We start from the raw sequence: 23,457 nt of genomic DNA, 5'->3' as shown, positions 1-23,457 counted from the left end.
CTGCTACGAAATATTTGGATTATCGGTTATGGTTTCTTTCGTCTAGTTTCCCCGTATCCGCTCCGCCAACCTGTTTCGAGGACGCGCTTGACCCTGGATATGCCCCCCCCGCCTGTTCCCCTCATGGCCTTCGATCCGGCTGTGTATCAGACCCGTCTTGCCTTCGTGCAGAGCGAGGTTGAAAGCCGCGGGCTGGCGGGGGTTTTGTTGTTTGATCCCGAAAACACCTATTGGCTGACCGGCTATCAGACGATCGGTTATTTTACCTTCCAGACGGTCTTTGTGCCACGCCGGGGCCAGCCCGTGATCATCTCGCGCACGGTCAACCGTGATCTGGCGCAGGCGCATGGGGCGTTTGCCGATTTCATCGCCATCGGCGATACCGATGATCCGGTTGACGTGCTGGCAGGGTGGTTGGAAAAGCGCGGGCTTGAGGGCCGCGCTGTCGGGATCGAGATGCAGGCGTGGTACCTGACGGTTGCTCATTTCCGCAGGCTCGAAGCGGCGCTGAACGTGCCGCTGGTCGAATGGACCGGGGTGTTTGAGCGCCACCGGATGGTCAAGACCGAGGCCGAGATCGAGCGCATGCGCCGCGCCGCCCGCGCCGCCGAGGCCGGGCTGGCCGCCGCTATTGACGCTGTCGCCCCCGGCAAGACCGAAAATGACGTGGCCGCAGCAATGTTTCAGGCCAATATCGCCGCCGGGTCCGAGTATCTGGGCCACCCGCCGCTGGTGGTGGCAGGCCCCACGACGGCGCTGTGCTTTGCGATGTGGCGCCGCAGGCCGATCCGGCAGGATGACGTGGTGTTGCTGGAAGCGGCGGGCTGTATTGACCGCTATCATGCCATGCTGTCGCGCCCGGTGGTGGCGGGCAGGCCCGGCACCGAACATCTGGAAACCGCCGATGCGCTGCGCGAGGTGCTGGAGGTGGCGATTTCCTGCATCCGGCCCGGCATAAGCGCCGCCGAGGTGGACCTCACCTGCCGCGAAGCGCTGGAACGGCGCGGGCTGGCGCAGTATTTCCGGCATCGCGCGGCCTATGGCATCGGCATCGGCTTTCCGCCCAACTGGTCGGAGGGGCACATCTATTCGATCCGCCCGGATGACCCGATGATCCTGCAACCGAACATGACCTTCCATCTTATCCCGACCCTGTTTCTGAAAAACTTCGGCATGTGCTTCAGCGACAGCATCCGGGTAACGGAAACCGGCTGCGAAGTGCTCACAGGGTTCGAACGCAAGCTGTTTGCCAAAGAATAACCACCAAAACCCGGGAAAACCCCAACAGGAGATCGATGATGAGAAAATCAGGAAGCGTTTTCAGGATGTTGCGCGCCACGGTGGCGGTGGGGCTTCTGGCCGGTCTTCTGGGCGGCACGAGTGCGCAGGCGCAGTCGCAGCGCTGGGACATGCCCTCGGCCTATGGCGGGTCCAGCTTCATCGTGCAGTCTTTCGGGGATTTCGCCGATGATGTGCGCGAGCGCACCGACGGGTTGATTGATATCGTGGTCCATCCCGGCGGCTCGCTCTATCAGGGCGCCGAGATCATGCGCGCGGTGCGCGAGGGGCAGGTGCCCATCGGCGAGCGGTTCATGGGCGCGCATGCCAATGAAGACCCGGTTTTCGGGCTGGATACGCTGCCCTTCATTGCCAACAGCCCCGCCGAGGCCTGGGCGCTTTACCAGGCCTCACGCCCGGCGCTGGAAGAAGCGCTGGCCGAGCGCGGGCTGAAGCTGCTCTACACCCAGATCTGGCCGCCGCAGGGGCTTTACAGCGTACGCGAAATCAACTCGGTAGAGGATATGCGCGGCGTGCGGTTCCGGGCCTATGATGCCAACACCTCGCGCCTTGCCGAACTGCTGGGCGCCAGCCCCACCCGCACCGAGGCCAGCGAGATTGCGCAGGCGTTTTCCACCGGTATTGCCGAAGCGATGACCGCTTCGGGCGCCATCGGCATCAGTCAGGCGATGTGGGACTTTGTCGATTACTTCTACACCGTGAATGCCTGGATGCCCAAAAGCGTGGTCTTCGTGAATATGGATGTCTGGAACGGGCTGGATGACGCCACCCGCACCGCGCTGGAAGAGGCCGCCGCCGTTGCCGAAGAACAGGTCTGGGCGATGATGGAAGACGCCAATACGCGCGATCTGGAAACCATGCGCACGAACGGGCTGAATGTGCTGGAACCCAGCGAGGCGCTGGCGGAGGGGTTGCGCGCCATCGGCGTGACGATGACCGATGAATGGGTGGCCAATGCCGGTGAGCGTGGTCAGGCCATTGTCGCTGCCTACCGGGAAATGCAGTGATGCAGGCACCGCTTTCCGTGTCCCGGGCGCGCTGATGCTGGGCGCGGCGGGGCAGGTGATTGACCGGGCGCTGCGCTGGCTCTATGCGGCCTGCGCAGCGCTGGCGGGGCTGGCGATTGTGGTGATCGCTGTGGCGGTGCTGATCAGCATCGTCAGCCGCCTGATGGGTGTCTATGTGCCCGGCACCACCGAAATCGCGGGCTATGGCATGGCCGCAGCCGGGGCGCTTGGTCTGTCGCAGACCGCCATCTCGCATGGTCATGTGCGCGTGGATCTGGTGCTGACCCGGTTCCGCACCGGGCTGCGCAGCAAGGTCGAGGTGGCGGCGACCCTGATCACCACGGCGGTGATGGGATTTGCCGCATGGTACATCCTGCAACTGGTGCGGACATCGTGGCGGTTCGGCGATCTCAGTTCGGGTTCTGACAACCTGCCGCTATGGCTGCCGCAACTACCCATGGCGATCGGCTTTGCGGCCTTTGCGCTGGCACTGATGCATATGGCGGTGCTGGGGCTGATCGGCCGCCCGGTGCCGGACCCGCTGCATTCCCTGACGGAGAGGTCCGGATGACCGATATCATGCTTGCGGGCGTGCTGCTGCTGGTGATGTTCGCTTTTCTCGGCAGCGGTGTGCTGATTGGCGCGGGGTTGCTGGGTGTCGGTCTGATCATGATCGAGCTGTTCACCATGCGCCCGGTCGGCGCGTCGATGGCCACTACCATCTGGTCGAACACCTCTGGCTGGAGCCTTGCCGCGCTGCCGCTTTTCGTCTGGATGGGCGAGGTGCTGTTGCGTACCCGGCTGGCGAGCAATGTCTTTCTGGGCCTCGCGCCGATGGTGCGGCGCGTGCCGGGGGGGCTGCTGCACGCCAATATCGGCGGCTGCACGGCGTTTTCGGCCGTGTCGGGCTCATCGGCGGCAACGCTGCTGACGGTGGGGCGCATCACGCTGCCGGAACTGCGCAAACGCAACTACCCTGACAGTCTGTCGTGTGGCACGCTGGCCGGGGCGGGAACGCTGGGCCTGATGATCCCGCCCTCGATCACGCTGATCATCTACGGGCTGGTGGTGGAGGAATCCATCGCGCGGCTGTTCATGGCTGGTGTCCTGCCGGGGCTGATGCTGGCGGGGCTGTTCTTTCTTTACATCTTCCTCTGGGGGCTGCTGTCGAAAGAGGGGCGCGCGATGCGCGAACCCGCCGCGCCCTGGGGCGAATGGCTGCGCGGACTAGGGCAGTTGCTGCCGATTGCCGGGCTGATCGTGGCGGTGATCGGCTCCATCTACACCGGCATCGCCTCGCCCAACGAGGCGGCGGTGGTGGGCCTTCTGGGTGCCTTTGCCCTGTCGGCGCTGCAACGCACCCTGACGCTGGAAACCTTTGTGGAATCGCTCAGCGGGGCGGTGCGCACCACCTCGATGATCTTTCTGCTGCTGGCCGGGGCGGCGGTGCTGACGCTGGCGATGGGCTTTTCCGGCCTGCCGCGCAGTCTGGCAGACTGGGTCGGCGGGATGGATCTGTCACCCACCATGCTGCTGCTGGTGCTGATGGTGTTCTTCATCGTGCTTGGCTGTTTTCTGGACGGGATGGCGATGATCCTGCTGACCATCGCGGTGCTGGAGCCGATGGTGCGCGCCGCCGGGATCGACATGATCTGGTTTGGCATCTTTGTGGTGCTGGTGGGCGAGATGGCGCTGATCACCCCGCCGGTGGGGTTCAACCTGTTCCTTGTGCAAAGCCTTTCGGGGCGCAGCATCGGCTTTGTTGCCCGTGCCGCCGCGCCGATGTTCGGGCTGATGCTGATCGGGGCTTTCCTGCTGATTGCCTTTCCGCAGATCGCACTCTGGCTGCCCAATCTGCTGACCGGGCGCTGAACGGCCCAACCGGAACCACGGAGCAACCATGACCACAGACCCCGCACCCACGGTCGATCTTGTCACGCGCGCGGTGATCGAGCATCGGCTGAACACCATCGTCACCGAGATGGGCGAGGCAATGCTGCGCACGGCCTATTCGCAGATCCTCAATGCCAGCCGCGATTTCTCCATCGCCATCCTTGACCCGCAGGCGCGGCTGATCGCGCAGGCAGATCACATTCCCATCCATGTCGGTGCGCTTCCCTGGGCGGTGCGCGCGGTGGAAGAGCGGTTTGCGGGGCAGATCGCGCCGGGCGATGTGATCCTGCTCAATGACCCCTATCATGGCGGCAGCCATCTGCCGGACCTTACCGCCTTTGTGCCGGTCTTTGACGGCGACACGCGGGTTTTCTGGGGCGTGGTACGCGCGCATATGGGCGATATCGGCGGGGCCACGCATGGCGCCTATAACCCCGAGGCCACCGAAATCTGGCAGGAGGGGCTGCGCGTGCCGCCCGTCAGGATTGTCGAAGGGGGCAAGCTGCGCGATGATCTGCTGGACATGCTGGCGCTCAACACCCGCTTCCCGCGTGATTTCCGGGGTGATCTGGCGGCGATGATCGGTGCGGCGCGTTTCGGCTGCGGGCGGATCAGTGCGCTGCTGGACGAATACGGGCTGGCCACCGTGCAGCAGGCGACCGAGGATATTCTGGATGCCGCCGAGACGCGCGCCCGCGCCATCGTGGCGGGTTGGCCCGATGGCATCTATCACGGCGCGGCGTTCCTCGATGATGACGGCACCGGGCGCGAGGATATCGCCATCCGCGCCTGCGTCACCGTGGCGGGCGATGCGCTGAGCGTGGATCTGAGCGCGTCAGACCCGCAGTCGCAGCGCTTCGTCAATTCCTCGCATGCCAACAGTCAGGCGGCGGTGGCGATGGCGTTCGCCTATCTGCTGGACGCCGATATCGCCCGCAATGACGGCGCGTTCCGGCCCCTCAAGGTGGTTCTCAAGCCCGGCACGATTGTCTGCGCCGAGGGGGCGGTGCCGGTGGCCTTGTCCACCTCCCACCCCTCCAACGAGATTGTCGAGGCGATCATCCGCGCGCTGCAAACCGCGTGTCCTGAGCGGGCGATGGGTGGCTGGGGGCGGCGCTTCCGCATCTCGCTGACGGGCGAGAACCCGCGCAACGGGCGGCGGTTCATCTGGCATCTGTTTCATGCGCGCCCCGGCGGCGGGGCTTCGGCGATGGGTGACGGCTGGTCGTGTGGGGGTGAGTGGCACGCGGTGGGTGGCATCAAGTTCGGCAGTATCGAGGTGACCGAGGCGCGCTTTCCGCTGCTGTTCGAGCGCCATGAATTCCGCCCCGGCTCGGGCGGGGAAGGGCAGTTCCGGGGCGGGCTGGGCACGCAGCTGGACCTGCGCATCGATGTGCCGGTCTATGCCCATACCGCCGGGGACGGGGTGCGCCACGGCTCTGCCGGGATCGCGGGCGGGCAGGACGGCATGCCGCATGATTACCGGCTGGATGACGGCACCACCGAGACCCCGCTTGCTACCAAAAGCTTTGGCCGCGCCTTTCCGGCGGGCAGCAGGCTGCGCATCCTGTCATCGGGCGGGGGCGGCTGGGGTGACCCGGCGCGGCGCAGCGCACAGGCGATTGAGCGTGACCGGCGTCTGGGCTTGCTGGCGCAACCGTTCCGGGGGGAGGGCGCGCCATGACCCTGCGCATCGGCATCGACGTGGGCGGCACCTTTACCGACCTTGTCGCCACGGACCCGGCTGGCCGGATCATCATGGCGAAGGCCCCAACCACCCCGCAGGACCAGTCGATCGGGGTGCTGGCGGGGCTGGGTGAACTGGCGCAGCGGCTGGGCCTGACCCTGCCCGAAATGCTGGCCCGATGCGGCCAGATCGTGCATGGTACGACGGTTGCGACCAACGCGCTGCTGGAACGCAAGGGCGCAAAAACGGCCCTGCTGACCACCCGGGGCCACCGCGACATCATCGAGATGCACGAAGGCCTGAAGCCGGAGCGCTATAACCTGCGCATGCCCCCGCCCGACCCGCTGGTGCCGCGCGACCTCCGCTTCGCCGTCACCGAGCGCCTGACGCACGACGGCAGCGTGGCAATACCGCTGGATGAGGGCGATGTGCTGGCCGCCATCGCGCAGATGAAGGCCGCCGGGGTTGAGGCTGTCGCTGTCTGCTACCTGCACGCATGGCGCAACCCGGCCCATGAACAACGCACCGCCGCCCTGCTGGCGCAGCATTTCCCGCAGGCCTATACCTCCACCTCGTCTGACGTGCTGCCACAGATCAAGGAATATGAGCGGTTCTCGACAACGGTGGTCAATTCCTATGTCGGCCCGGTGCTGAAAACCTATCTGGACCGGCTGGCGGACCGGCTGAGCGGCGCCGGTTACGGCGGCGAGGTGTTCATCATCCTGTCGCATGGCGGCATCGCGCGCCTTGCCGACGCCGCCCGCCTGCCCGCCGCAACGGTGCTTTCCGGCCCGGCGGGCGGGATTGTCGGTGCGCGGGAATGCGCGCGCATGGCGGGGCTGGACAATGTGCTGCCCTTCGACATGGGCGGCACCAGCACCGAGATATCGCTGATCGCGCAGGGTGAGATGGCCCTGACATCTGAACGCGGCGTGGCGGGTGAGCGGGTGGCGCTGCGCAGCTTTGACATTCTGTCGATCGGGGCGGGCGGCGGCTCGCTGGCCGGGATCGACGCCTCGGGCCGTTTCTCGGTCGGGCCGCAAAGCGCGGGCGCGCAGCCCGGCCCGGCGTGTTACGGGCTCGGCGGGACGGAACCCACGGTGAGCGATGCCAATCTGGTGTTGGGCTATCTGAGCGCCGACACCTTCCGGGGCGGGCGCGCGCGCCTTGACCTGCCCGCCGCGCAACGGGCGATGGCGGGGCTGGGTGCACGGCTGGGCACCGATCCGGTTGCGGCCGCCGAGGGCATTTTCCGGCTGATCAATGTCAAGATGGCTGACGGTCTCAGGCTGATGACTCTGCGCCGGGGCGTTGACCCGCGCAAGTTCACGCTGCTCAGTTTTGGTGGCGCGGCGGGGCTGCATGCCACGGCGGTTGCGCGCGAACTGGGTGTGCGGCGGGTGATCGTGCCGAACACGGCTTCGGTTCTGTCCGCCTGGGGAATGCTCGCCAGCGATCTGCGCCATGAGGTGACGCGCAGCCAGCCCTGTGAAACTGCCGCTCTGCCGGATGCAGCGCTGGCCGGGATGTTTCATGACCTTGAGCAGAAGGCGATTGCCGGTTGCGGCTTCGCCGCCGGCGGGGGCGGGGCGCTGCGCATCGGGCGCTCTGCCGAGATGCGCTATGGCGATCAGATATTCGAGATCGATGTCGCGCTGGACGGGCTGAACCCGGCCATGCCGGGCTTTGTGCGGGCCGTGGAAGCGCGTTTTCACGCCCGCCATGAGGCGCTTTTCACCTATGCCGATCCCGCGCAGAGCGTCGAGATTGTGACGCTGCGGGTGTCGGTGTCGGCGGGTGCCAGCGAAGGGGCGGGGCGGATGGCACCGGTGCCGGATGCCGGACCGGCGGTGCCGACGGGTCTGCGGCAGGCCCGGCTTGGAGGCGGGGATTGCGCCGTGCCGGTCTATGATCTGGCCGGGCTCAGGCCCGGCCAGTCCATCGCCGGGCCCGCGCTGATCGACTCTGAGAACACCACCGTCCTGCTGGCCGGGTCTGACAGCGCCCGCGTTCTGGGCGATGCGTGGATTGATATTGCCGTGGGGGCCGCGCCCTAGCGGGCGAAAGCGCCGCACGCTGCCTTCCACATCCGCCCGTCGATTGCCGCCAACCCGCAGCCGATCAGTGCCATGCCCGCCAGATGGCGCGGCAGCAGCACCTCGCCCAGAAACAGCGTGCCCAGCAGTATCGCGCTGACCGGGATCAGGAAGGTGACCAGCAGCAGGTTGGTAGCCCCCGCCGTGGCAAGGATACGGAAATAGAGGACATAGGCCAGCGCCGTCGAAATCGCCGCCACGCCGAGAAGCGCACCCAGGGCGGCGGGCGAGGGCAGCGGCAGGGTCCAGGGCTGGTCAATTACCATGACCATCGGCATCAGAAGCAGGCTTGAGGCGATGACCTGGCCGGTGGCGGTGCTCATCGGCGTGATGCCCATTGCCCTGAACCGCCGCCCGTAAATACCTGCGAACGCATAGGAAACCGCCGCGCCGAGGCATAGAAGCTGCGCCACCGCCTGCGCCCCCAGGTCGCGCAGGGCATCAGCCCCGAACATCACCGCCACCCCGGCGAAACCGACAATCACGCCCGCAATCTTGCCGCCCGTCAGCCGCTCATCCTGCGTCAGCAGATGCGCAAGCAACACCGTGAACAGCGGGGTTGAGGCATTCAGGATCGAGGCCACGCCCGAGGCGATATGCTGCTGCCCCCAGACGATCAGCGAAAACGGGATGGCGTTGTTGATCAGGCCCATGCCGAAAAACGCCAGCCATACGGCCCGGCCCCGTGGCATCCGCTCGCCGCGCAGGTGCAGCAGGGCCAGCAGGATGATCGCCGCCAGCGCGACACGCGACAGCACGACGGTGAACACCGGCAGTTCGCGCACCGCGATTTCGTTGAAAAAGAACGACCCGCCCCAGACGGCAGCGAGCGACAGCAGCATCACCCATTCAAGGCGCGCCATGGGGCGGTTGGCAGGCATGGCGGTTCCTCCGGTATGCTCTCTGGGAAGGTATGTGCGGCAGGCTTTGCCACAGCCCCGCCGCGCGCGCGACCCGTTTCCTGCGCCTTGCTCCGGTGCCTGTTTTCTGTGCCGTTTCATCGCGCCGCCGGGCCGGGCCGGATGGAAACCTTTGTCAGGCCCGCCCCTTCGGCTATCATCGCCTCCAAACCGTTTCGGAGGGATCACGATGATTGTTCAGGCCTGTCTCAACGGCGCGCGCCCGGCCAGCTATCACCCGCAGCTGCCGCTGACGACCGCGGCAATCGTGCGCGACAGCCGGGCCTGTATCGCGGCGGGGGCGGCTGAGCTGCATATCCATCCGCGCGGGGCCGACGGGCGTGAGAGCCTTGCTGCCGTCGATGCCCTGATGCGCGCGCTGCGCATCGCCTGCCCGGGAACTCATGTCGGGGTATCGACCGGCGCCTGGATCGAGGGGGATGCGGCGCGCACCCGTAGGCGCATCTCTGAATGGCGTGTGCTGCCCGACTATGCCTCGGTCAATCTGTCCGAAGCGGATGCGCCTGCGGTGATTGCGCTGCTCCATGACATCGGAGTGGGGGTGGAGGCGGGGCTGGCCAGCGTGGCCGATGCCCGGCGCCTTGTTACGCTGCCGTGCTGCCGCCGGGTGTTCCGCATCCTGATCGAGATCGAGGAGCAGGAATGGGAGGTCGCCGAGAGCGTTCTGGAGGGGATTGTGGCGGTGCTTGCCGGGGCCGGGGTCAGCCGCCCGGTGCTGCTGCACGGCTTTGATGCGACCGTCTGGCAGTTTGTCGCGCGCGCCCGCCAGCAGCGCTGGTCAACGCGCGTGGGGCTGGAGGATGGCAGCGCCTTGCCGCAGGGCGAAACGGCTGCCAGCAATGCCGATCTGGTGGCCGGGGCCGTGCGCCTTTTCCGCCAGCCCGCGCCGTGACTAAGGCGCGCCTCCGCCCGGCGGAACGGCGGCGGGCAGCAGCTTGCCGGGGTTCATGATCCCGGCAGGGTCCAGCGCTGCCTTGATCGCGCGCATCGCCGCAAGTTCAGCGGGGCTGCGGCTGTGGCCCAGCCAGTCGCGCTTGAGCACGCCAACCCCGTGCTCCGCCGAGATGGAGCCGTCAAAGTCGCGCACAATGCCATAGACGATCGCATCCACCTCATGCGCCGCCGCCTCGCCCCCGCCCGGAACACTGACGGTCACATGAAGGTTGCTGTCGGCAATATGGCCATAAAAAGAAACATATGCGCCGGGAAAGCGGGCCAGCAGATCCGAGCGGCAGCGGCAGGCGAATTCATCCAGCCGGTGGGTGGCAAGGCTGATGTCCAGGTTGATATGGTCAGGCAGCGCGGTATCCATGGCCAGACCCTCGCGCACGGTCCAGAACCGGCGGGCATCGGTGAGCGATTGCGCGATCAGGGCGTCAAGGATCACGCCCTCATCAAACGCCTGCTCCAGCAGCGTATCAAAGGCGGGGTCATCGGGCGCCTCAAGGATGACGGCGAAGGGCGGCGGATCGCTGAACAGCGTATAGGGCAGCAGGCTCTGGCTGAAGGCGAAATAGTCGCGCCACATCGCTTCAAAGGCCGAAAGGCCCGGCAGTTGCGCGCGCGCCATCTGCAACAGCCGCAGCACGGCGGCGAAATCGGGCAGGGCGGCCAGCGCGGTACGGCGCGGGCCGGGCAGGGGGCGCAGGCGGATCACGGCGCGGGTGATCACCCCCAGCGTGCCCTCAGAGCCCGCAAAGAGATGGCGCAGATCATAGCCGGTGTTGTTCTTCACCACCTTCGTCAGCTGGGTCAGCACCGTGCCATCGGCCAGAACCACCTCGATCCCCAGCAGATTGTCGCGGGTCATGCCATCGCGGATCACCCGCAGCCCGCCCGCATTGGTGGCGATGTTCCCGCCGATCTGACACGAGCCGCGCGCGCCCAGATCAATGGGCAGCAGAAACCCGGCATCTTCCGCCGCTTTCTGGGCCTGTTCCAGCACGGTCCCGGCGCGCACCACCATCGCCATGCTTTCCCCGTCGATCGCTTCCACGCCGCTCAGCCGCGCCAGTGACAGCGCGACCGAGGCCGGGTCAGGGTTCGCCCCGCCCGCAAGCCCGGTCATGCCGCCCTGCGGCACCACCGTCACGCCATGCCGGTGGCAGATGGCCAGCGCCGCTGACACGTCGCTGACCGAGGCCGGGCGCAGCAGGGCCAGCGGCAGCGCGCGGCCTGAGCGGCTGGCGTCCGAGCGCGCCGCTTCGGGGATGTCGCTGCCGGTCAGGCAGCCAGCGGGGCCCAGTGCCGCGCGCAATTCCTCTAGCATGAAGTCTCCCGTTTGCTGACCTGCGGGTCATGGCGCCGCCCCGGCGCGATCATCGCCGGGGCGCGCGCCAGCCGCAAGCCCGCCTCAAACCTTCCCGCTCAGGCTTCGCGCTTCAGCGACTGCGCCATGCAATGAATACCCCCGCCGGTTTTCGAGATTTCCGACATATCGACCGCCGCCACCTCAAACCCTCGCGCGCGCAGCTTGCCGATCAGGGTCTGCGACGAGGTCGGCGCGATCACCCGGTCACCGCCCAACGACATGAAATTGCACCCCAGCGCCATGGTATCCTGAAACGGCACGTCGATGATTTCATGGCCCTTGGCCCTGAGCCAGTCAACAATGGCCGGGTCGGTGCAGGTTTCGCACACAGCGGTCAGCTTGTCGGCGACGGGCACCACCATCAGGTCGATATGGACATAGTATTCGTCGATGAAGGCGATGCGGGTTTCCCAGCCCTCGGCCTCGAACCAGCCTGCGACCTGACGCGCGCCCTCTTCCTGCGTGCGCGCCCCGCCGCAGCCGATCAGCACGCAGCCTTCCTCGATCACGTTGAAATCACCGCCCTCGAAGGTGCCTGCCGTCACCATGTCATAGATCGGAATGCCCAGTTGTTCATAGGTGCGGATGGCCGCGTAATTCTCGCCGCGCCGCCACCATTGCGCCATGGCAGTGATGATGGCGCCATAAGGGGTCATGACACTGGAATCGCGGGCATAAACCTGCATCGGCAGCTCCGGCTGCGCCTCATGCATATGCACCTTCACGCCGAAATGCTGATAGGCGGCGACCAGTTCGGCATGCTGGGCCTGCGCGACCTGAACATTGCACGGCGCCTCGCGCAGATGTTTGCGCGACAGGCTTGAGGTGGAGAGGTGCTTCAGATGCGCGGCGCTGCCCAGCAGGACATCGGTCAGCCGGTCGGTTTCATTGGCAAAACCCCAGCGCTTCAGCGGGGCGGTGCCGCCGCCGGGATTGCGGCGCTGAAGGGTGAAGGGCTCGGTGGGGGTTTGCAGGTTCATGATGACGGCTCCTTATGGGGGTCGGAAAGGATAAAAGGTCTGGCGTGGTCAGGCACCGGGCATGCCGGAGGGTATCCACCAGTCATGGCCGCGCGGGGTGGTGACATATTCGGGCCAGCGGAAATGCACCGGCGGGTCATAATCGCACAGCGGCGCGATCCAGTCGCTGCCACCGATGCCGCCGCCGGTCCGCTCGGTGAATTCCGCCATGGCGCGGCTGCGCAGGCCCGCGTCTTCCAGCACCTGAAGGCCGGAAAGTGCCAGCACCTGCGCGGCGCGCTCGACCATCGGGTCAATCGTCGCCGGGATGCCGCCAAGCGCGTTCATCACCCATGCGGGATAGGCGAAACCCTCGGGCGCGCGCAGGGCCGGGCGGGCGATGTAGAAACGCGCGGTGGGGGCGTGCCAGCACATATCGGTGTAATCATCGGATGTGGAGTGGCTTTGCGAGGGCGGCAGATCATGGCGCAGCGCGGCTTCGGCGCTTTGCGGGTCAATCAGGCGCGACATCTCGGGGATGAACGGATCCTCCATCGGCGCCAGCCCAAGTTCGCGCTGGATCGTGCGGGCGGTATCGCGCGCGGCCTCGCCCCATTGCGGCGCGCCAAGCTGCTTCAGGTTCGCCCAGACCATCCCGGCCATGGCGTGATTGGCCAGCCCGGGGCGCGATTTCGACACCCAGTGCCGCTCCCACCGGCAGCCGGTCATGGCGGCTGCGGCGGCGGCGTTGCGGTCCAGCGCGGCGGTGACCGCCTCGGCCATGGCGATTGTGGGCACGCGGATCATGTATTGCAGCTCAGCCAGACCGGCGGGCAGATTGTCGGCGGTGGCCTGCCCATGGGTCAGCACAGCCTCGGATATCGTCCAGCCGCCCTGATGGGTCAGAAACGAATCGCGCAGCGCCTTGCTGGTGGTGAACATCAGGTTCAGCGCCTCACCCGCACCGGGCGCGCGCACCATGCTGTGTGCCTGCGGAATGGGTGCGCCGTCCTGGCGTGCCCAGTTTTCGGGCGCATCGCACAAAAAACGATAGACCATCGCATAACCCGCGCCGCAATGCGTGTCCCAGCGCACGGTGTTGCACATCGGCAGCATGTAGAACGGATGGAATGAAAGGATCGCGGCCAGCCCGTCATAATACCCTTTCGCGGCATGAATGGGTTTGGAGCCGCGCACCTTTTCTGCCGGTTCCCCGGTGAAGCGGATGCCGCCGGGGATGCTATGGCGCTCCATCGCCGCCTTGATTGCCAACACCGCGCCCAGCCCGGCAATGCCCAGCCCGGAATGCGGGTCGGTATGACCGCCGGCCTGATAGCCAAGCCCGGGACGGGGCGCGCGCCGGGGCTCTGCGGCCTGACAATTGCCGGGGATGCCGTCATATTCGGCATAAAGGCCGATCACCGGGCCGGGGCCGCAGGACGCGTTGTGCCATTGGGCGCAAAAGGCGGTGTCCATCCCGGCCGAACCCTCCTCGACCGAGAAGCCCGCTTCGCGCAGCCGCGCCACATACCATTGCGCTGAGCGATACTCGCGCCACGCTGTTTCGCCGAAACCGAAGATCGTCGCGCACCAGTCAGACAGGGCGCCGCGCTGCGCATCAATATGCTGCAACGCACTGGCCTGCGCGGCAGAGAAAGGGGTGTGCGGGGGGGTATCGGGGCGCAAGGTCAACTCCTCGGGCAGCGGCCGGCAACGGGGGCATGCCCCTAGCGGTAGCGCCCGGTGCCGGTATCGGCTAGTGAAACCTTTTCTTGGAAATGGAAAAAACCATTCACCAAACGCTGGCGAAACAGGCATTGCGGGTTTACCCTGCCTCATTTGCGGAAAGTCAGATGCCCCGGATACCCTCAACCCAGGCGCTGCGCGCGCTCGAATGTTTCTCGCGCCACGGCACTGTCTGGCAGGCGGCGGAAGAGCTGAACCTGACGCGCAGCGCGGTCAGCCACCAGTTGCGGCTGCTGGAACACACCCTCGGCTTCCGGCTGATGAACCGGGTGGGCACGCGGGTTGAGCTGACACCGCAGGGCATGGCCTATGCCCATGAGGTGCGCCACGCGCTGGCGACCATCTCGGGCGCGGCGATCCGCAATGCCGCGCGCGGGGTCAGCGGCACGCTTGTGCTGAGCTGTCCGCCGGGCATTGCCTCGTCATGGCTCTGCCCCCGGATCGGTGGTTTTGCGGGGGCATTTCCGGATGTCGCGGTGTCGATCGTCTCGCCGCGCAGGCTGGATGATGTCAGCAACCCAGATGTCGATCTGTTCATCACCTTCGGCTTCAGGGATCAGCCGGGGATGGAGGTTGAACTGCTGAAAGAGGTTGATTTCGTTCCGGTTTGCAGCCCCGTCCTGCTCAACCGGATCGGCGGGCTGGATGAGCCTGCGGCACTGCACGGGGTGGAGCTGCTGCACCTTCAGGACCATGGCGACTGGGAGGCGTGGTTCCGCACCGCGGGCCTGCCGGTGGCCTCGGCGCGGCGCGGGGTCTGCTTCTCGGATATGAACATGGTCTATGCGGCGGCGCTGGCCGCGCAGGGCGTGGCCATGGGTGACAAGTTTATCTGTCAGCAGGCAATGGCCGATGGAAAACTGGTGCGCCCCTTCGATCTGGCGATCCGCTCGGCGGAATCCTATTATGTGGTCATGCCGTCCGAGAAAACCGGCAACCCGGCCAGCGCCGCCTTCCGCGACTGGCTGCGCGCGGAACTGGCCGACGACGGTGCCGGGGCGGAAAGACAAATTTCGTTTCACAACCGGGCGAAAGATTTTCGGTTGCCATAAGGGTGCAGGGGTTCCAAGTTTTGTATATAGCGGGGCGCTGCGGCCTGATCTGAGAAAAACCGGGGAGATGATGGCAGGAACAACAGGCAAAGCGGCTGAAATCGGTGCCACCGGCATCGGCAAAAGCTTTGGCACCTTCAGGGCGCTGACCGATGTGACCCTGACAATCGCGCGGGGGGAGTTCCTGACATTGCTGGGGCCGTCGGGGTCCGGCAAGACGACATTCCTGATGGTGCTGTCGGGCTTTGAGCCGCCCACCACGGGCCGCCTGCTGCTGGATGGCCGCGACATGACCGATATCCCGCCCGAAGAGCGCGGTTTCGGCATGGTGTTTCAGGGCTATGCGCTGTTCCCGCATCTGACGGTCGAGGAAAATATCGCCTTTCCGCTGAAGGTTCAGCGGCGGGGCAGCGCGCAGATACGCAAGCGCGTGGCCGAGATGATCGAAATGGTGGGGCTGGGCGGGCACGGGCACAAGCGCCCTGCCGGGCTTTCGGGCGGGCAGCAGCAGCGCGTGGCGCTGGCGCGCGCGCTGGCCTATGAGCCGCCGGTGATGCTGTTCGATGAGCCGTTTTCAGCGCTGGACCGCAACCTGCGCACCCAGATGCAGGATGAGATGCGCCGCCTGCACCGCGAAACGGGCACCACCTTTGTCTTTGTCACCCATGACCAGGAAGAGGCGCTGACGCTCTCCAGCCGCATCGCCATTTTCGAGGCGGGTGTGCTGCAACAGATCGGCCCGCCGCGCGATATCTACGAGCGGCCCGAAAATCGGTTTGTGGCTGAATTTCTGGGTGATATCAACATTATGCCGGTTCAGAATGGTAAGATGGAGGGCAGTGACACCGTTGTGCCCGGGAACCCGACCGGCGATCTGGCGATCCGGCCTGAATACATGCGCATCGCGCTGGAAGCCCCGGCGCAGGGCAATGCCGTTGCCGCAACGCTGCGCGATCTGACCTATCTGGGCGGGGTGACGCGGCTGAATCTGCGCACTACCGGCGGCGCTGACCTTGTGCTGTCGGTGCCCACCGCCACGCTGGCCGAGGGGCTGGTGCCCGGCGCCGCTGTCTGGGCGACATGGCCCTCTGAGCGGGCCTTCATGCTGTGACGGCACTACTGAATATCTGCGATAAAAAACTGTAACCAACTGGGGAGAATGAAAAAATGCACGGACCGTTTCAACGTGACGCTGCCGGAATTCTGCAGACCAAACTCGCGCGCGGCCAGATCTCGCGGCGTCAGTTCACCACCGGGATGATGATGTTGCTGGGCACCTCGGCCCTTGGGCTGGGCACGGGCCCGGCGCGGGCGCAGTCGGGGCAGCTGGTGTTCGTGAACTGGGGCGGCGATGCCGGGCCCGCCTATGACGCGGCCTATGGGCAGGCGTTTCAGGAGGCGACGGGCATCACCGTGCGGCAGGATGGCTCTGGCCCCACCGAGGGCGCGATTGCCGCGCAGGCGGAAACCGGGCGGCCAAGCTGGGATCTGGTCGATGTTGACCCGTTCTCGGCCGAAGCACTGGGCAAGCGCGGGCTGATGACCCCTATCGACTATGACGTGGTTGACCGCGACAAGATGCGCCCGGGTTTTGGCTGGGAATACTCGGCCTCGTCGTATTTCTACAGCTATATCATCGCCTATGACGCGCGCCGCTTTGGCGACAACCCGCCCACCAGCATGGCCGATTTCTTTGATGTCGAGAAATATCCGGGCCGCCGCGCGATGTATCAGTGGGGCGTGGGCATGTGGGAAGCGGCGCTTCTGGCCGATGGCGTGCCGCGCGATCAGCTTTACCCGCTGGATCTGGACCGCGCGCATGCCAAGATCGAGGCTTTCAAGGAGCATGTGATCGGCTTCTGGGGCGGTGGCGCTGACAGCCAGTCGCTGCTGATGAACGGCGATGCGTCGATGGCGCTGATCTGGTCAACCCGCGCGAAGCTGATTGAAGAGGATTCGGAAGGCGAGATCGGCTTCATCTGGAATGAGGGGCTGATCGCACCCGGCGCCATGGGCATTGTCGCCAACAACCCGGGCGGCGCGGACGCGGCGATGGAGTTCATCGCCTCGGCGCAAGACCCGGAAAAGCAGCTGGTGATGTTCCGCATGCTGGGGCAGGGGCCTGCCAACCCCGCCGCCGATGCCCTGCTGCCGGCTGAGGAGGCGCGGTTCAACCCCGTCGATCCTGAGAATTTCGCGCTGCAGATCCCGCTGGATATGGCGTGGTATGAAGAGCATTACGGTGCCGCGCTCGACACTTATCTGGGCATCATCTCGGCCTGATGTGACGAAGCCTTGCTGCATCGGCCCACCCGGGCCGGTGCGGCACCCCCGCCGGAGTTGACGCTGATGACCCGCCGCCACATGCTTTTGCTGGGCCCGCTGCTGCTGTTTCTGGCGGCTGCCTACCTGATCCCGTTCATGGGCGTCATGCGCTGGAGCGTGACGCTGCCGGAACCCGGCCTGCACCAGTACCGTGCCGCGCTGACCGACCCGCTGGTGCAGAGCGTGATGTGGCGCACCGTGCGGATCTGCGCGATGGTGACGGTGATCACGGTCGCGGCGGCCTATATGCTGGCGCTGATCTGGGTGCGCAGTGGCCGGGTGGCGCGGCTGCTGATCGAGCTGTGCATCCTCATCCCGTTCTGGATCTCGGTACTGACGCGGGCTTTCGGCTGGCTGGCGCTGCTGTCGAACCGGGGGCTGGTGAACACATGGTTGCAGCAACTGGGCATCATCGACTGGCCGCTGGTCATGGTGCGCAACGAATTCGGCGTGGTGGTGGGGATGGTGCATTTCCTGATCCCCTTTGCCGTTTTCCCCATCGCCACCGCCATGCGCAATGTCGATGAGCGGGTGCTGATGGCGGCGCGCAGCATGGGGGCATCGCGCGCGCGGATTTTCTGGCAGATTTTTGTTCCGATGACACGCCCCGGCATTCTGGGCGCGATGCTGCTGGTCTTCGTCTTCTCGCTGGGCTTTTTCATTACCCCGGCGCTGCTGGGCGGCGGGCGCAGCGTGATGGTGGCGGAGCTGATCTATCTGCGGCTGTTTCAGGCACCGAACTGGGGCCTTGCCGCTGCGATGAGCGTGATCCTGATGGTCGGTGTCGGCGTGCTGATTGCGCTGATGCTGCGCCAGCTTGGTGAAAGGACAGCCCGATGACCCGCCTGCGCCCCGGCCTTCTGGCCAGCATCATCGCAGCACTGCTGGCGGTGTTCCTGCTGATGCCGCTGGTCGCGGTGATCCCGGTCAGCTTCACACCCACGCGGTTTTTGTCGATCCCCTCGGCCGACGATCTGTCGCTGCGCCACTACCGCGCGCTGATTGAAAACCCGCTCTGGGCGCAGGGGGCGTGGCTGTCGGTGCGGGTGGGCCTTCTGTCGGCGCTGATCTCCACCGCACTTGCGGCGGCTTTCGCCATCGGCATCTGGATGCTGCGCCCGCGTTTTGCCGGGCTGCTGATGGGGCTGGCGCTGCTGCCCATGGTGGCGCCGCCCGTGGTGTCGGCGCTGACGCTGTATTTCTTTCTGGTGACGCTGTCGCAGTTCAACGATGTCATCGCCTATGACCGCTGGGCGGGGGTGGTGATGGCGCATGTGGTGATGGTGGCGCCCTTTGCCGTGGTGCTCATCTCGGTCGGCCTGTCGCAGATTGACCGGCGCATGGATCTGGCCGCGCGGGCCATGGGGGCGGGGCTGGGGACGCGGGTGTTCAGGGTCATCCTGCCCAACATCCGTTTCAGCCTGATCCTGTCGCTGTTCCTGACTTTCGTGTTGTCGTGGGAGGAAATCGCGGTCACCCTGTTCATCACCTCGGTCGAGGCCGTGACCCTGCCGCGCCTGATGTGGATGGGCCTGCGCGACAATATCGACCCGGCCATCGCGGCCATCTCGGTGGTGCTGATCGTGGTGGTGGTTCTGGCCATTCTGGGCCGCGCATTGTGGCAATTCCGTTCAAAGACAGGGGAGGCGCCATGAGCACCCAGATTTCTACCGGCATGTACCTGATCAGGCTGCTGGCCGCTTACGGCGTCGATACCGTTTTCGGCATTCCCGGTGTGCATACGATCGAGCTGTATCGCGGGCTGGCGGGCAGCGGCATCCGCCATGTCACGCCGCGCCATGAACAGGGCGCGGGTTTCATGGCCGATGGCTATGCGCGCGCCAGCGGCAGGCCGGGGGTCTGCCTGATCATCTCCGGGCCGGGGATGACCAATATTCTGACGCCCATGGGGCAGGCTTACGGCGACTCGGTGCCGATGCTGGTGATTTCAACTGTCAATGCGCATGGGCGGATGGGTTCGGGCGCGGGCTGGCTGCATGAACTGCCCGATCAGCAGGCGCTGGTTGCCGGGGTCTCGGCCTTCAGCCGCACCATCCACCGCCCCGAAGAGCTTGCTGGCGCGCTGGCCGAGGCTTTCGCGGTCTTTGACAGCGCCCGCCCGCGCCCCGTGCATCTGGAACTGCCGATTGACGTGATGCTGGCCCCCGCCGGGCATCTGGTCGCCCCGGCAACGCCTGCGCGCAGTGCGCGGCCCGGGCCGGATGCGCGGCTGTTGGAACAGGCCGCCACCTTGCTGGCCGGGGCGCGCAACCCGCTCATTCTGGCGGGCGGCGGCGCGGTGCGGGCCGCCAGCCTGCCTGCGCTGGCCGAAGCGCTGGATGCGCCGGTGGTGATGAGCACCAATGCGCGCGGCCTTCTGCCGCCCGGCCACCCGCTGGCTGTCACGCTCAGCGCCTCGATGCCGCAAACCCGTGCGCTGATCGCGGGTGCCGATGTCGTCCTCGCCATCGGCACCGAGATGGGGCCGACGGATTATGACATGTATGAGGACGGCGGCCTGTCGATCCCGGGCACGCTGATCCGCGTGGATATCGACCCGGTGCAGATGCAGCGCGGCTGGCCGCCCACGCTTGCGCTGACCGGCTGCGCCGTGCTGACGGCGCAGGCGCTGCATGCCGCGCTGAAGGATCATCCCGCTGGCGGCGACGGTGCCGCGCGCGCCGCGCAGGCGCAGGCGGGGCTGGGCATGCTGGCGGAAGCGCTCAGGGGCGATCTGGCGCTGCTGGATCTGGTGCGCGCTACCCTGCCCGATGCGCTGATTGTCGGCGATTCAACGCAGGCGGTCTATGCGGGCAATCTGGGCTTTGCCGCGGCCCGGCCTGGCGGGTATTTCAACTCCGCCACCGGCTATGGCACGCTCGGCTATGGGCTGCCCGCCGCCATCGGCGCGTCGCTGGCCGAAGGGCGGCCGGTCATCGCCCTGTCCGGCGACGGTGGCCTGCAATTCACGCTGGGGGAGCTGACGAGCGCCATCGAGGCCCGAGCGCAGGTGATCATGCTGCTCTATGACAATCAGGGCTATGGCGAGATCAAGTCCGAGATGAAGAGGCTGAACGTGCCACCTCTTGGCGTGGATATCCTGACGCCTGATTTCCCCATGATCGCCCGCGCGTGTGGCTGGTCGGTGGCGACGGCGACCACCCCCGCCGCGCTGGAAGCGACACTGGCCAGCGCCGCCGGTGCCGGGGGATGCACACTGGTTCATTACGACGATACGCTGCGCGCGGCATTTCAGGCGGCGGGGTAGGCCCGGCCCCGGAGGGTGGCGCGCTGCCCTCCCATACCCGGCGGCGGGCAGAACAGTTTCTGGCCGTATCGCCCTGCCCATACCGCGCATCGGGGCTGCTTGACGGTGGGCGGCGGACTTGCTTAACTGAGGGCGGTTCATGCTGCCAGCCGCTCGCGCCTTCACAGGCATGGTGAAAGCATCGCGGACGTTCTCATCCTATCTTCGTCCAGTGCCCAACGGCAATGCGAGCACCGCTCAGTCGCACTGGCAGGAGGTGGAAATGACCAATACCGATCAGGCGAAAGCCATGGCGCGCCAGATTCGCGCGGTGCTTGCGCAGGAGGGGGCAGAGATATCCCACTCCAGGGCGTTGGAGCTGGTGGCGAAGACACTGGGGCATACAGACTGGAACACGGCGGCGGCCAGTCTGGAGCGCAACATCAAGCCGGGCAGCGGCACGCGCTTCACATCCTGCAGCCCGATCCTGCGCATTTTTGACGAGCGCAAGGCGCGGGAGTTCTATTGCGATTTCCTGGGTTTCGCTGTCACCTTCGAGCACCGCTTCGCGCCGGACCTGCCGCTTTATCTGGGTATCGAGCGGGCGGGACTCAGCCTGCATCTGTCCGAACATCACGGCGATGCCAGCCCGGGTGCCACCGTTTTCGTGGTGACTGCCGATATCCGCGCTCTGCACCGGGAACTGACCGGGAAGCAGTATGCCTATGGTCGCCCGGGGTTGGAGCAACTGCCCTGGGGGCTGCAGCTTCAGGTCCACGATCCGTTCGGAAACCGCCTGCGGTTCTGTGAGCAAGACAGCTAGAGGCCTTGGGGCCGTGCCCCGCAGGGGTTCCGCCGGGTTCAGCCGGGCAGCGCCTCGGTCGCATATTGCGCCATGAACTCCGCGCTGGGGGCGATCGGGGTGATGACGTCGATCAGCACCCCGTCCGGATCCTGGGTGATGAAATGGCGCTGCCCAAAAGCCTCGTCGCGCAGGGGCAGCAGAATGGGCAGGCCCTTAGCCACCAGCGCCGCATGCACCGCATCCACATCCGGCACCTCGAAATTGAGCAGAAGGCCTGACACCTGCTGACCGCGGGCGCATTCGGGGATGGTTTCGTGGCTGGCTTTCAGGATCGCCAGATTGACGGCTTCGTCTTCGGTGGATTGGAGATGCACATACCAGGCGCTGTCAAAGAGCGCGCGGAAACCGAAATGCGCCTGATAGAAGGCGCTGCTGGCTGCCACGTCTTTCACCATGAGGACGGGGTAAAACTGGGTGATTTTCATTGCTTGCGCTCCTGTGTCAAAAGCATACACTGTGTATGTATCTGTGAATTAACATGCAGGCTGTATGTATGCAAGAGAGACGTTCCAACCATGACCGCCGTCAGGAAACCCGGGGCGCGCTTCTGGGGGCCGCGCGCGCGCTGTTTCTGGAAAAGGGCTATGCCGCCACCGGCACGCCCGAGGTGGTGGAGCGCGCAGGGCTGACCCGCGGCGCGCTCTACCACCATTTCAAGGACAAGCAGGCGCTGTTTCTGGCCGTGGTCGAGGCCGAGGCCGCGCAGATTGCCGCCGGGATCGAGGCGGGCTCTGCCAATGCGCAGACCCCGCTTGCGGCGCTCATGGAGGGTGCGCAGGCGTTCTTTGCGGCGATGCGTGTGCCGGGCCGGGTGCGGCTGATGCTGCTGGAAGGGCCTGCCGTGCTCAGCCCGGAAACCATGCGCCGGATCGACCTTGAAACCGGCGGGCGTGAGCTGCGGCTGGGGCTTGCCGAGGCCTTGGGGAAAGATGCTACAACAGGGCGGGTGAATGCGCTTGCCGATCTTGTATCGGCCCTGTTCGACCGTGCCGCGCTGGCCATCGCAGGCGGGGCGGATGCGCAGCTTTATGAAGAGGCGGTGCGCGAGTTGCTGGCGGTTCTTGTGGGTTCTGCAAAGGCCTGAATGGGGTCGCCGCATGCGCGGGCCAGAGAGGAGAGAGCGATATGCGGATGGTTGAGTCAGGCAGCGCGCGGATTGCCACGCAATCGTTCGGGTCGGCGGCCGATCCGGCGATCCTTCTCATCATGGGGGCGACGGCCTCGATGTTGGGCTGGCCTGAGCGGCTTTGCACCGACCTTGCCGCGCAGGGCTTTTTCGTAATCCGGTTCGATCACCGCGACACCGGCCAGTCCACCACGCTGCCGGCCGGGCAGGCCAGCTATACCGCCGAGGATCTGGCCGCCGATGTGATCGCCGTTCTGGATGGCTACGCTCTGGAACAGGCCACGCTGATGGGCATGTCGCTGGGCGGCTACCTTGCGCAGATGGTGGCCTTGCAGCACCCCGCGCGGGTCAGGGCGCTGGTTCTGCTCGCAGCCGAGCCGCTGGGCTGGGACGGCCCGGCACTGCCCAACATCCCGCAGGCGTTTTTCGATCACCTTGCAGGCCTGCAAACGCTGGACTGGGCGGACAGGGACGCGGTGATCGGCTTTCTGGCGGGGATTGACGCATTGAGCGCCGGGCCGGGCCAGCCCTTTGACGCAGCGCAGGCGCGCGCACGGGTTGAGCAGGTTCTGGCGCGCAGCGACAGCCCGGCAAGCATGTTCAACCACGCCGCTCTGACGCTGCGCGAAGACTGGACCGGGCGCTTCCGGGACATCACGCAGCCCGTTCTGGTCATTCATGGTGAGGACGACCCGCTTCTGCCTGTCGCAAACGGGCGGGCCATCGTGGAAGGGATCGCGGGGGCGGAAATTCTGACGCTACCGGGGGTCGGGCACGAACTGCCCGACGCAACGCTGCCAGCGATCACAGAGCGCGTGGTCCGGCATATCCGGCACCTCCCCTGAGCGGCGGGAATTTTCCCCGGCGCTGTCACAAACCCCCCGCTTCCTTCGTCTTGTTTCTGTCAGACCAGAGGATGGAGAG

General features: G+C 66.1%; 21 protein-coding genes. 16 read left to right on the top strand and 5 right to left on the bottom strand.

Features of this window, described 5'->3' with window-relative positions; genetic code table 11:
• Positions 1–123: 123 nt before the first annotated feature.
• The 6 genes from V7Q53_RS07440 to V7Q53_RS07415 are packed head-to-tail and all read left to right on the top strand — an operon-like array spanning position 124 to position 7,943.
• Complete coding sequence (locus tag V7Q53_RS07440; RefSeq protein ID WP_333827897.1) at positions 124–1,260, top strand: M24 family metallopeptidase; 1,137 nt, start codon at positions 124–126, stop codon at positions 1,258–1,260.
• Between the two features lie 38 nt (positions 1,261–1,298).
• A complete protein-coding gene (locus V7Q53_RS07435) occupies positions 1,299–2,306 on the top strand; it encodes a TRAP transporter substrate-binding protein (protein ID WP_333827896.1) in 1,008 nt (335 codons plus the stop codon).
• Entirely contained in the window at positions 2,239–2,877 is a 639-nt protein-coding gene (locus V7Q53_RS07430) for a TRAP transporter small permease (RefSeq protein ID WP_333827895.1), read from the top strand. Before V7Q53_RS07435 ends, V7Q53_RS07430 begins: the two co-directional genes overlap by 68 nt.
• Entirely contained in the window at positions 2,874–4,178 is a 1,305-nt protein-coding gene (locus V7Q53_RS07425) for a TRAP transporter large permease (protein WP_333827894.1), read from the top strand. Before V7Q53_RS07430 ends, V7Q53_RS07425 begins: the two co-directional genes overlap by 4 nt.
• 28 nt (positions 4,179–4,206) lie before the next feature.
• Positions 4,207–5,883, top strand: a complete 1,677-nt coding sequence (locus V7Q53_RS07420) for a hydantoinase B/oxoprolinase family protein (protein WP_333827893.1) — start codon at positions 4,207–4,209, stop codon at positions 5,881–5,883.
• A complete protein-coding gene (locus tag V7Q53_RS07415) occupies positions 5,880–7,943 on the top strand; it encodes a hydantoinase/oxoprolinase family protein (protein WP_333827892.1) in 2,064 nt (687 codons plus the stop codon). Before V7Q53_RS07420 ends, V7Q53_RS07415 begins: the two co-directional genes overlap by 4 nt.
• Here the strand turns inward: V7Q53_RS07415 and V7Q53_RS07410 are convergent.
• A complete protein-coding gene (locus tag V7Q53_RS07410) occupies positions 7,940–8,863 on the bottom strand; it encodes a DMT family transporter (protein ID WP_333827891.1) in 924 nt (307 codons plus the stop codon). The genes V7Q53_RS07415 and V7Q53_RS07410 overlap by 4 nt on opposite strands.
• A 208-nt stretch (positions 8,864–9,071) precedes the next feature.
• Here V7Q53_RS07410 and V7Q53_RS07405 point away from each other — a divergent pair, with 208 nt between their 5' ends.
• Positions 9,072–9,794 (top strand): 3-keto-5-aminohexanoate cleavage protein, encoded by a 723-nt coding sequence (locus tag V7Q53_RS07405; RefSeq protein ID WP_333827890.1) that lies wholly within the window; start codon positions 9,072–9,074, stop codon positions 9,792–9,794.
• Here the strand turns inward: V7Q53_RS07405 and V7Q53_RS07400 are convergent, their stop codons facing one another.
• From V7Q53_RS07400 to V7Q53_RS07390, 3 genes are all read right to left on the bottom strand, one after another.
• Positions 9,795–11,171 carry an FAD-binding oxidoreductase gene (locus V7Q53_RS07400; protein WP_333827889.1) on the bottom strand — a complete coding sequence of 459 codons (1,377 nt, stop codon included), beginning with the start codon at positions 11,169–11,171 and terminating at the stop codon, positions 9,795–9,797.
• A gap of 98 nt (positions 11,172–11,269) precedes the next feature.
• Positions 11,270–12,193, bottom strand: coding sequence for a dimethylarginine dimethylaminohydrolase family protein (locus V7Q53_RS07395; protein ID WP_333827888.1), 924 nt, complete (start codon positions 12,191–12,193; stop codon positions 11,270–11,272).
• Positions 12,194–12,241: 48 nt separating this feature from the next.
• On the bottom strand, positions 12,242–13,858 hold the full coding sequence (locus V7Q53_RS07390; protein ID WP_333827887.1) for an amidohydrolase: 1,617 nt from the start codon (positions 13,856–13,858) through the stop codon (positions 12,242–12,244).
• A gap of 167 nt (positions 13,859–14,025) precedes the next feature.
• Here V7Q53_RS07390 and V7Q53_RS07385 point away from each other — a divergent pair, with 167 nt between their 5' ends.
• The 7 genes from V7Q53_RS07385 (at position 14,026) to V7Q53_RS07355 (ending at position 21,365) form a co-directional block, all read left to right on the top strand.
• Complete coding sequence (locus V7Q53_RS07385) at positions 14,026–14,970, top strand: LysR substrate-binding domain-containing protein (protein WP_333827886.1); 945 nt, start codon at positions 14,026–14,028, stop codon at positions 14,968–14,970.
• Between the two features lie 70 nt (positions 14,971–15,040).
• Complete coding sequence (locus tag V7Q53_RS07380) at positions 15,041–16,081, top strand: ABC transporter ATP-binding protein (protein WP_333827885.1); 1,041 nt, start codon at positions 15,041–15,043, stop codon at positions 16,079–16,081.
• Between the two features lie 56 nt (positions 16,082–16,137).
• Positions 16,138–17,253, top strand: coding sequence for an ABC transporter substrate-binding protein (locus V7Q53_RS07375; RefSeq protein ID WP_333827884.1), 1,116 nt, complete (start codon positions 16,138–16,140; stop codon positions 17,251–17,253).
• A 66-nt stretch (positions 17,254–17,319) separates the two neighbouring features.
• Positions 17,320–18,135, top strand: coding sequence for an ABC transporter permease (locus V7Q53_RS07370; RefSeq protein WP_333827883.1), 816 nt, complete (start codon positions 17,320–17,322; stop codon positions 18,133–18,135).
• Positions 18,132–18,950, top strand: coding sequence for an ABC transporter permease (locus V7Q53_RS07365; RefSeq protein WP_333827882.1), 819 nt, complete (start codon positions 18,132–18,134; stop codon positions 18,948–18,950). Before V7Q53_RS07370 ends, V7Q53_RS07365 begins: the two co-directional genes overlap by 4 nt.
• A complete protein-coding gene (locus tag V7Q53_RS07360; protein ID WP_333827881.1) occupies positions 18,947–20,563 on the top strand; it encodes a 5-guanidino-2-oxopentanoate decarboxylase in 1,617 nt (538 codons plus the stop codon). Before V7Q53_RS07365 ends, V7Q53_RS07360 begins: the two co-directional genes overlap by 4 nt.
• Positions 20,564–20,825: 262 nt before the next feature.
• Positions 20,826–21,365: a glyoxalase superfamily protein gene (locus V7Q53_RS07355; RefSeq protein ID WP_333827880.1), complete on the top strand. Its 540-nt coding sequence runs from the start codon at positions 20,826–20,828 to the stop codon at positions 21,363–21,365.
• Between the two features lie 38 nt (positions 21,366–21,403).
• Here V7Q53_RS07355 and V7Q53_RS07350 read toward each other — a convergent pair whose 3' ends face one another.
• Positions 21,404–21,832: a VOC family protein gene (locus V7Q53_RS07350; RefSeq protein WP_333827879.1), complete on the bottom strand. Its 429-nt coding sequence runs from the start codon at positions 21,830–21,832 to the stop codon at positions 21,404–21,406.
• 68 nt (positions 21,833–21,900) lie between these two features.
• On the opposite strand from V7Q53_RS07350, the gene V7Q53_RS07345 reads away from it, so the two are divergent.
• Positions 21,901–22,491: a TetR/AcrR family transcriptional regulator gene (locus V7Q53_RS07345; RefSeq protein WP_333827878.1), complete on the top strand. Its 591-nt coding sequence runs from the start codon at positions 21,901–21,903 to the stop codon at positions 22,489–22,491.
• 41 nt (positions 22,492–22,532) lie between these two features.
• On the top strand, positions 22,533–23,378 hold the full coding sequence (locus V7Q53_RS07340; RefSeq protein ID WP_333827877.1) for an alpha/beta fold hydrolase: 846 nt from the start codon (positions 22,533–22,535) through the stop codon (positions 23,376–23,378).
• Positions 23,379–23,457 lie beyond the last annotated feature (79 nt).

The sequence above is a fragment of the Pararhodobacter sp. genome (assembly GCF_036802785.1).
In the GTDB taxonomy this organism is placed as follows: domain Bacteria; phylum Pseudomonadota; class Alphaproteobacteria; order Rhodobacterales; family Rhodobacteraceae; genus Pararhodobacter.
Note: the sequence above shows the minus strand (reverse complement) of the source record. Positions and strands in the feature narration are given on the sequence as shown.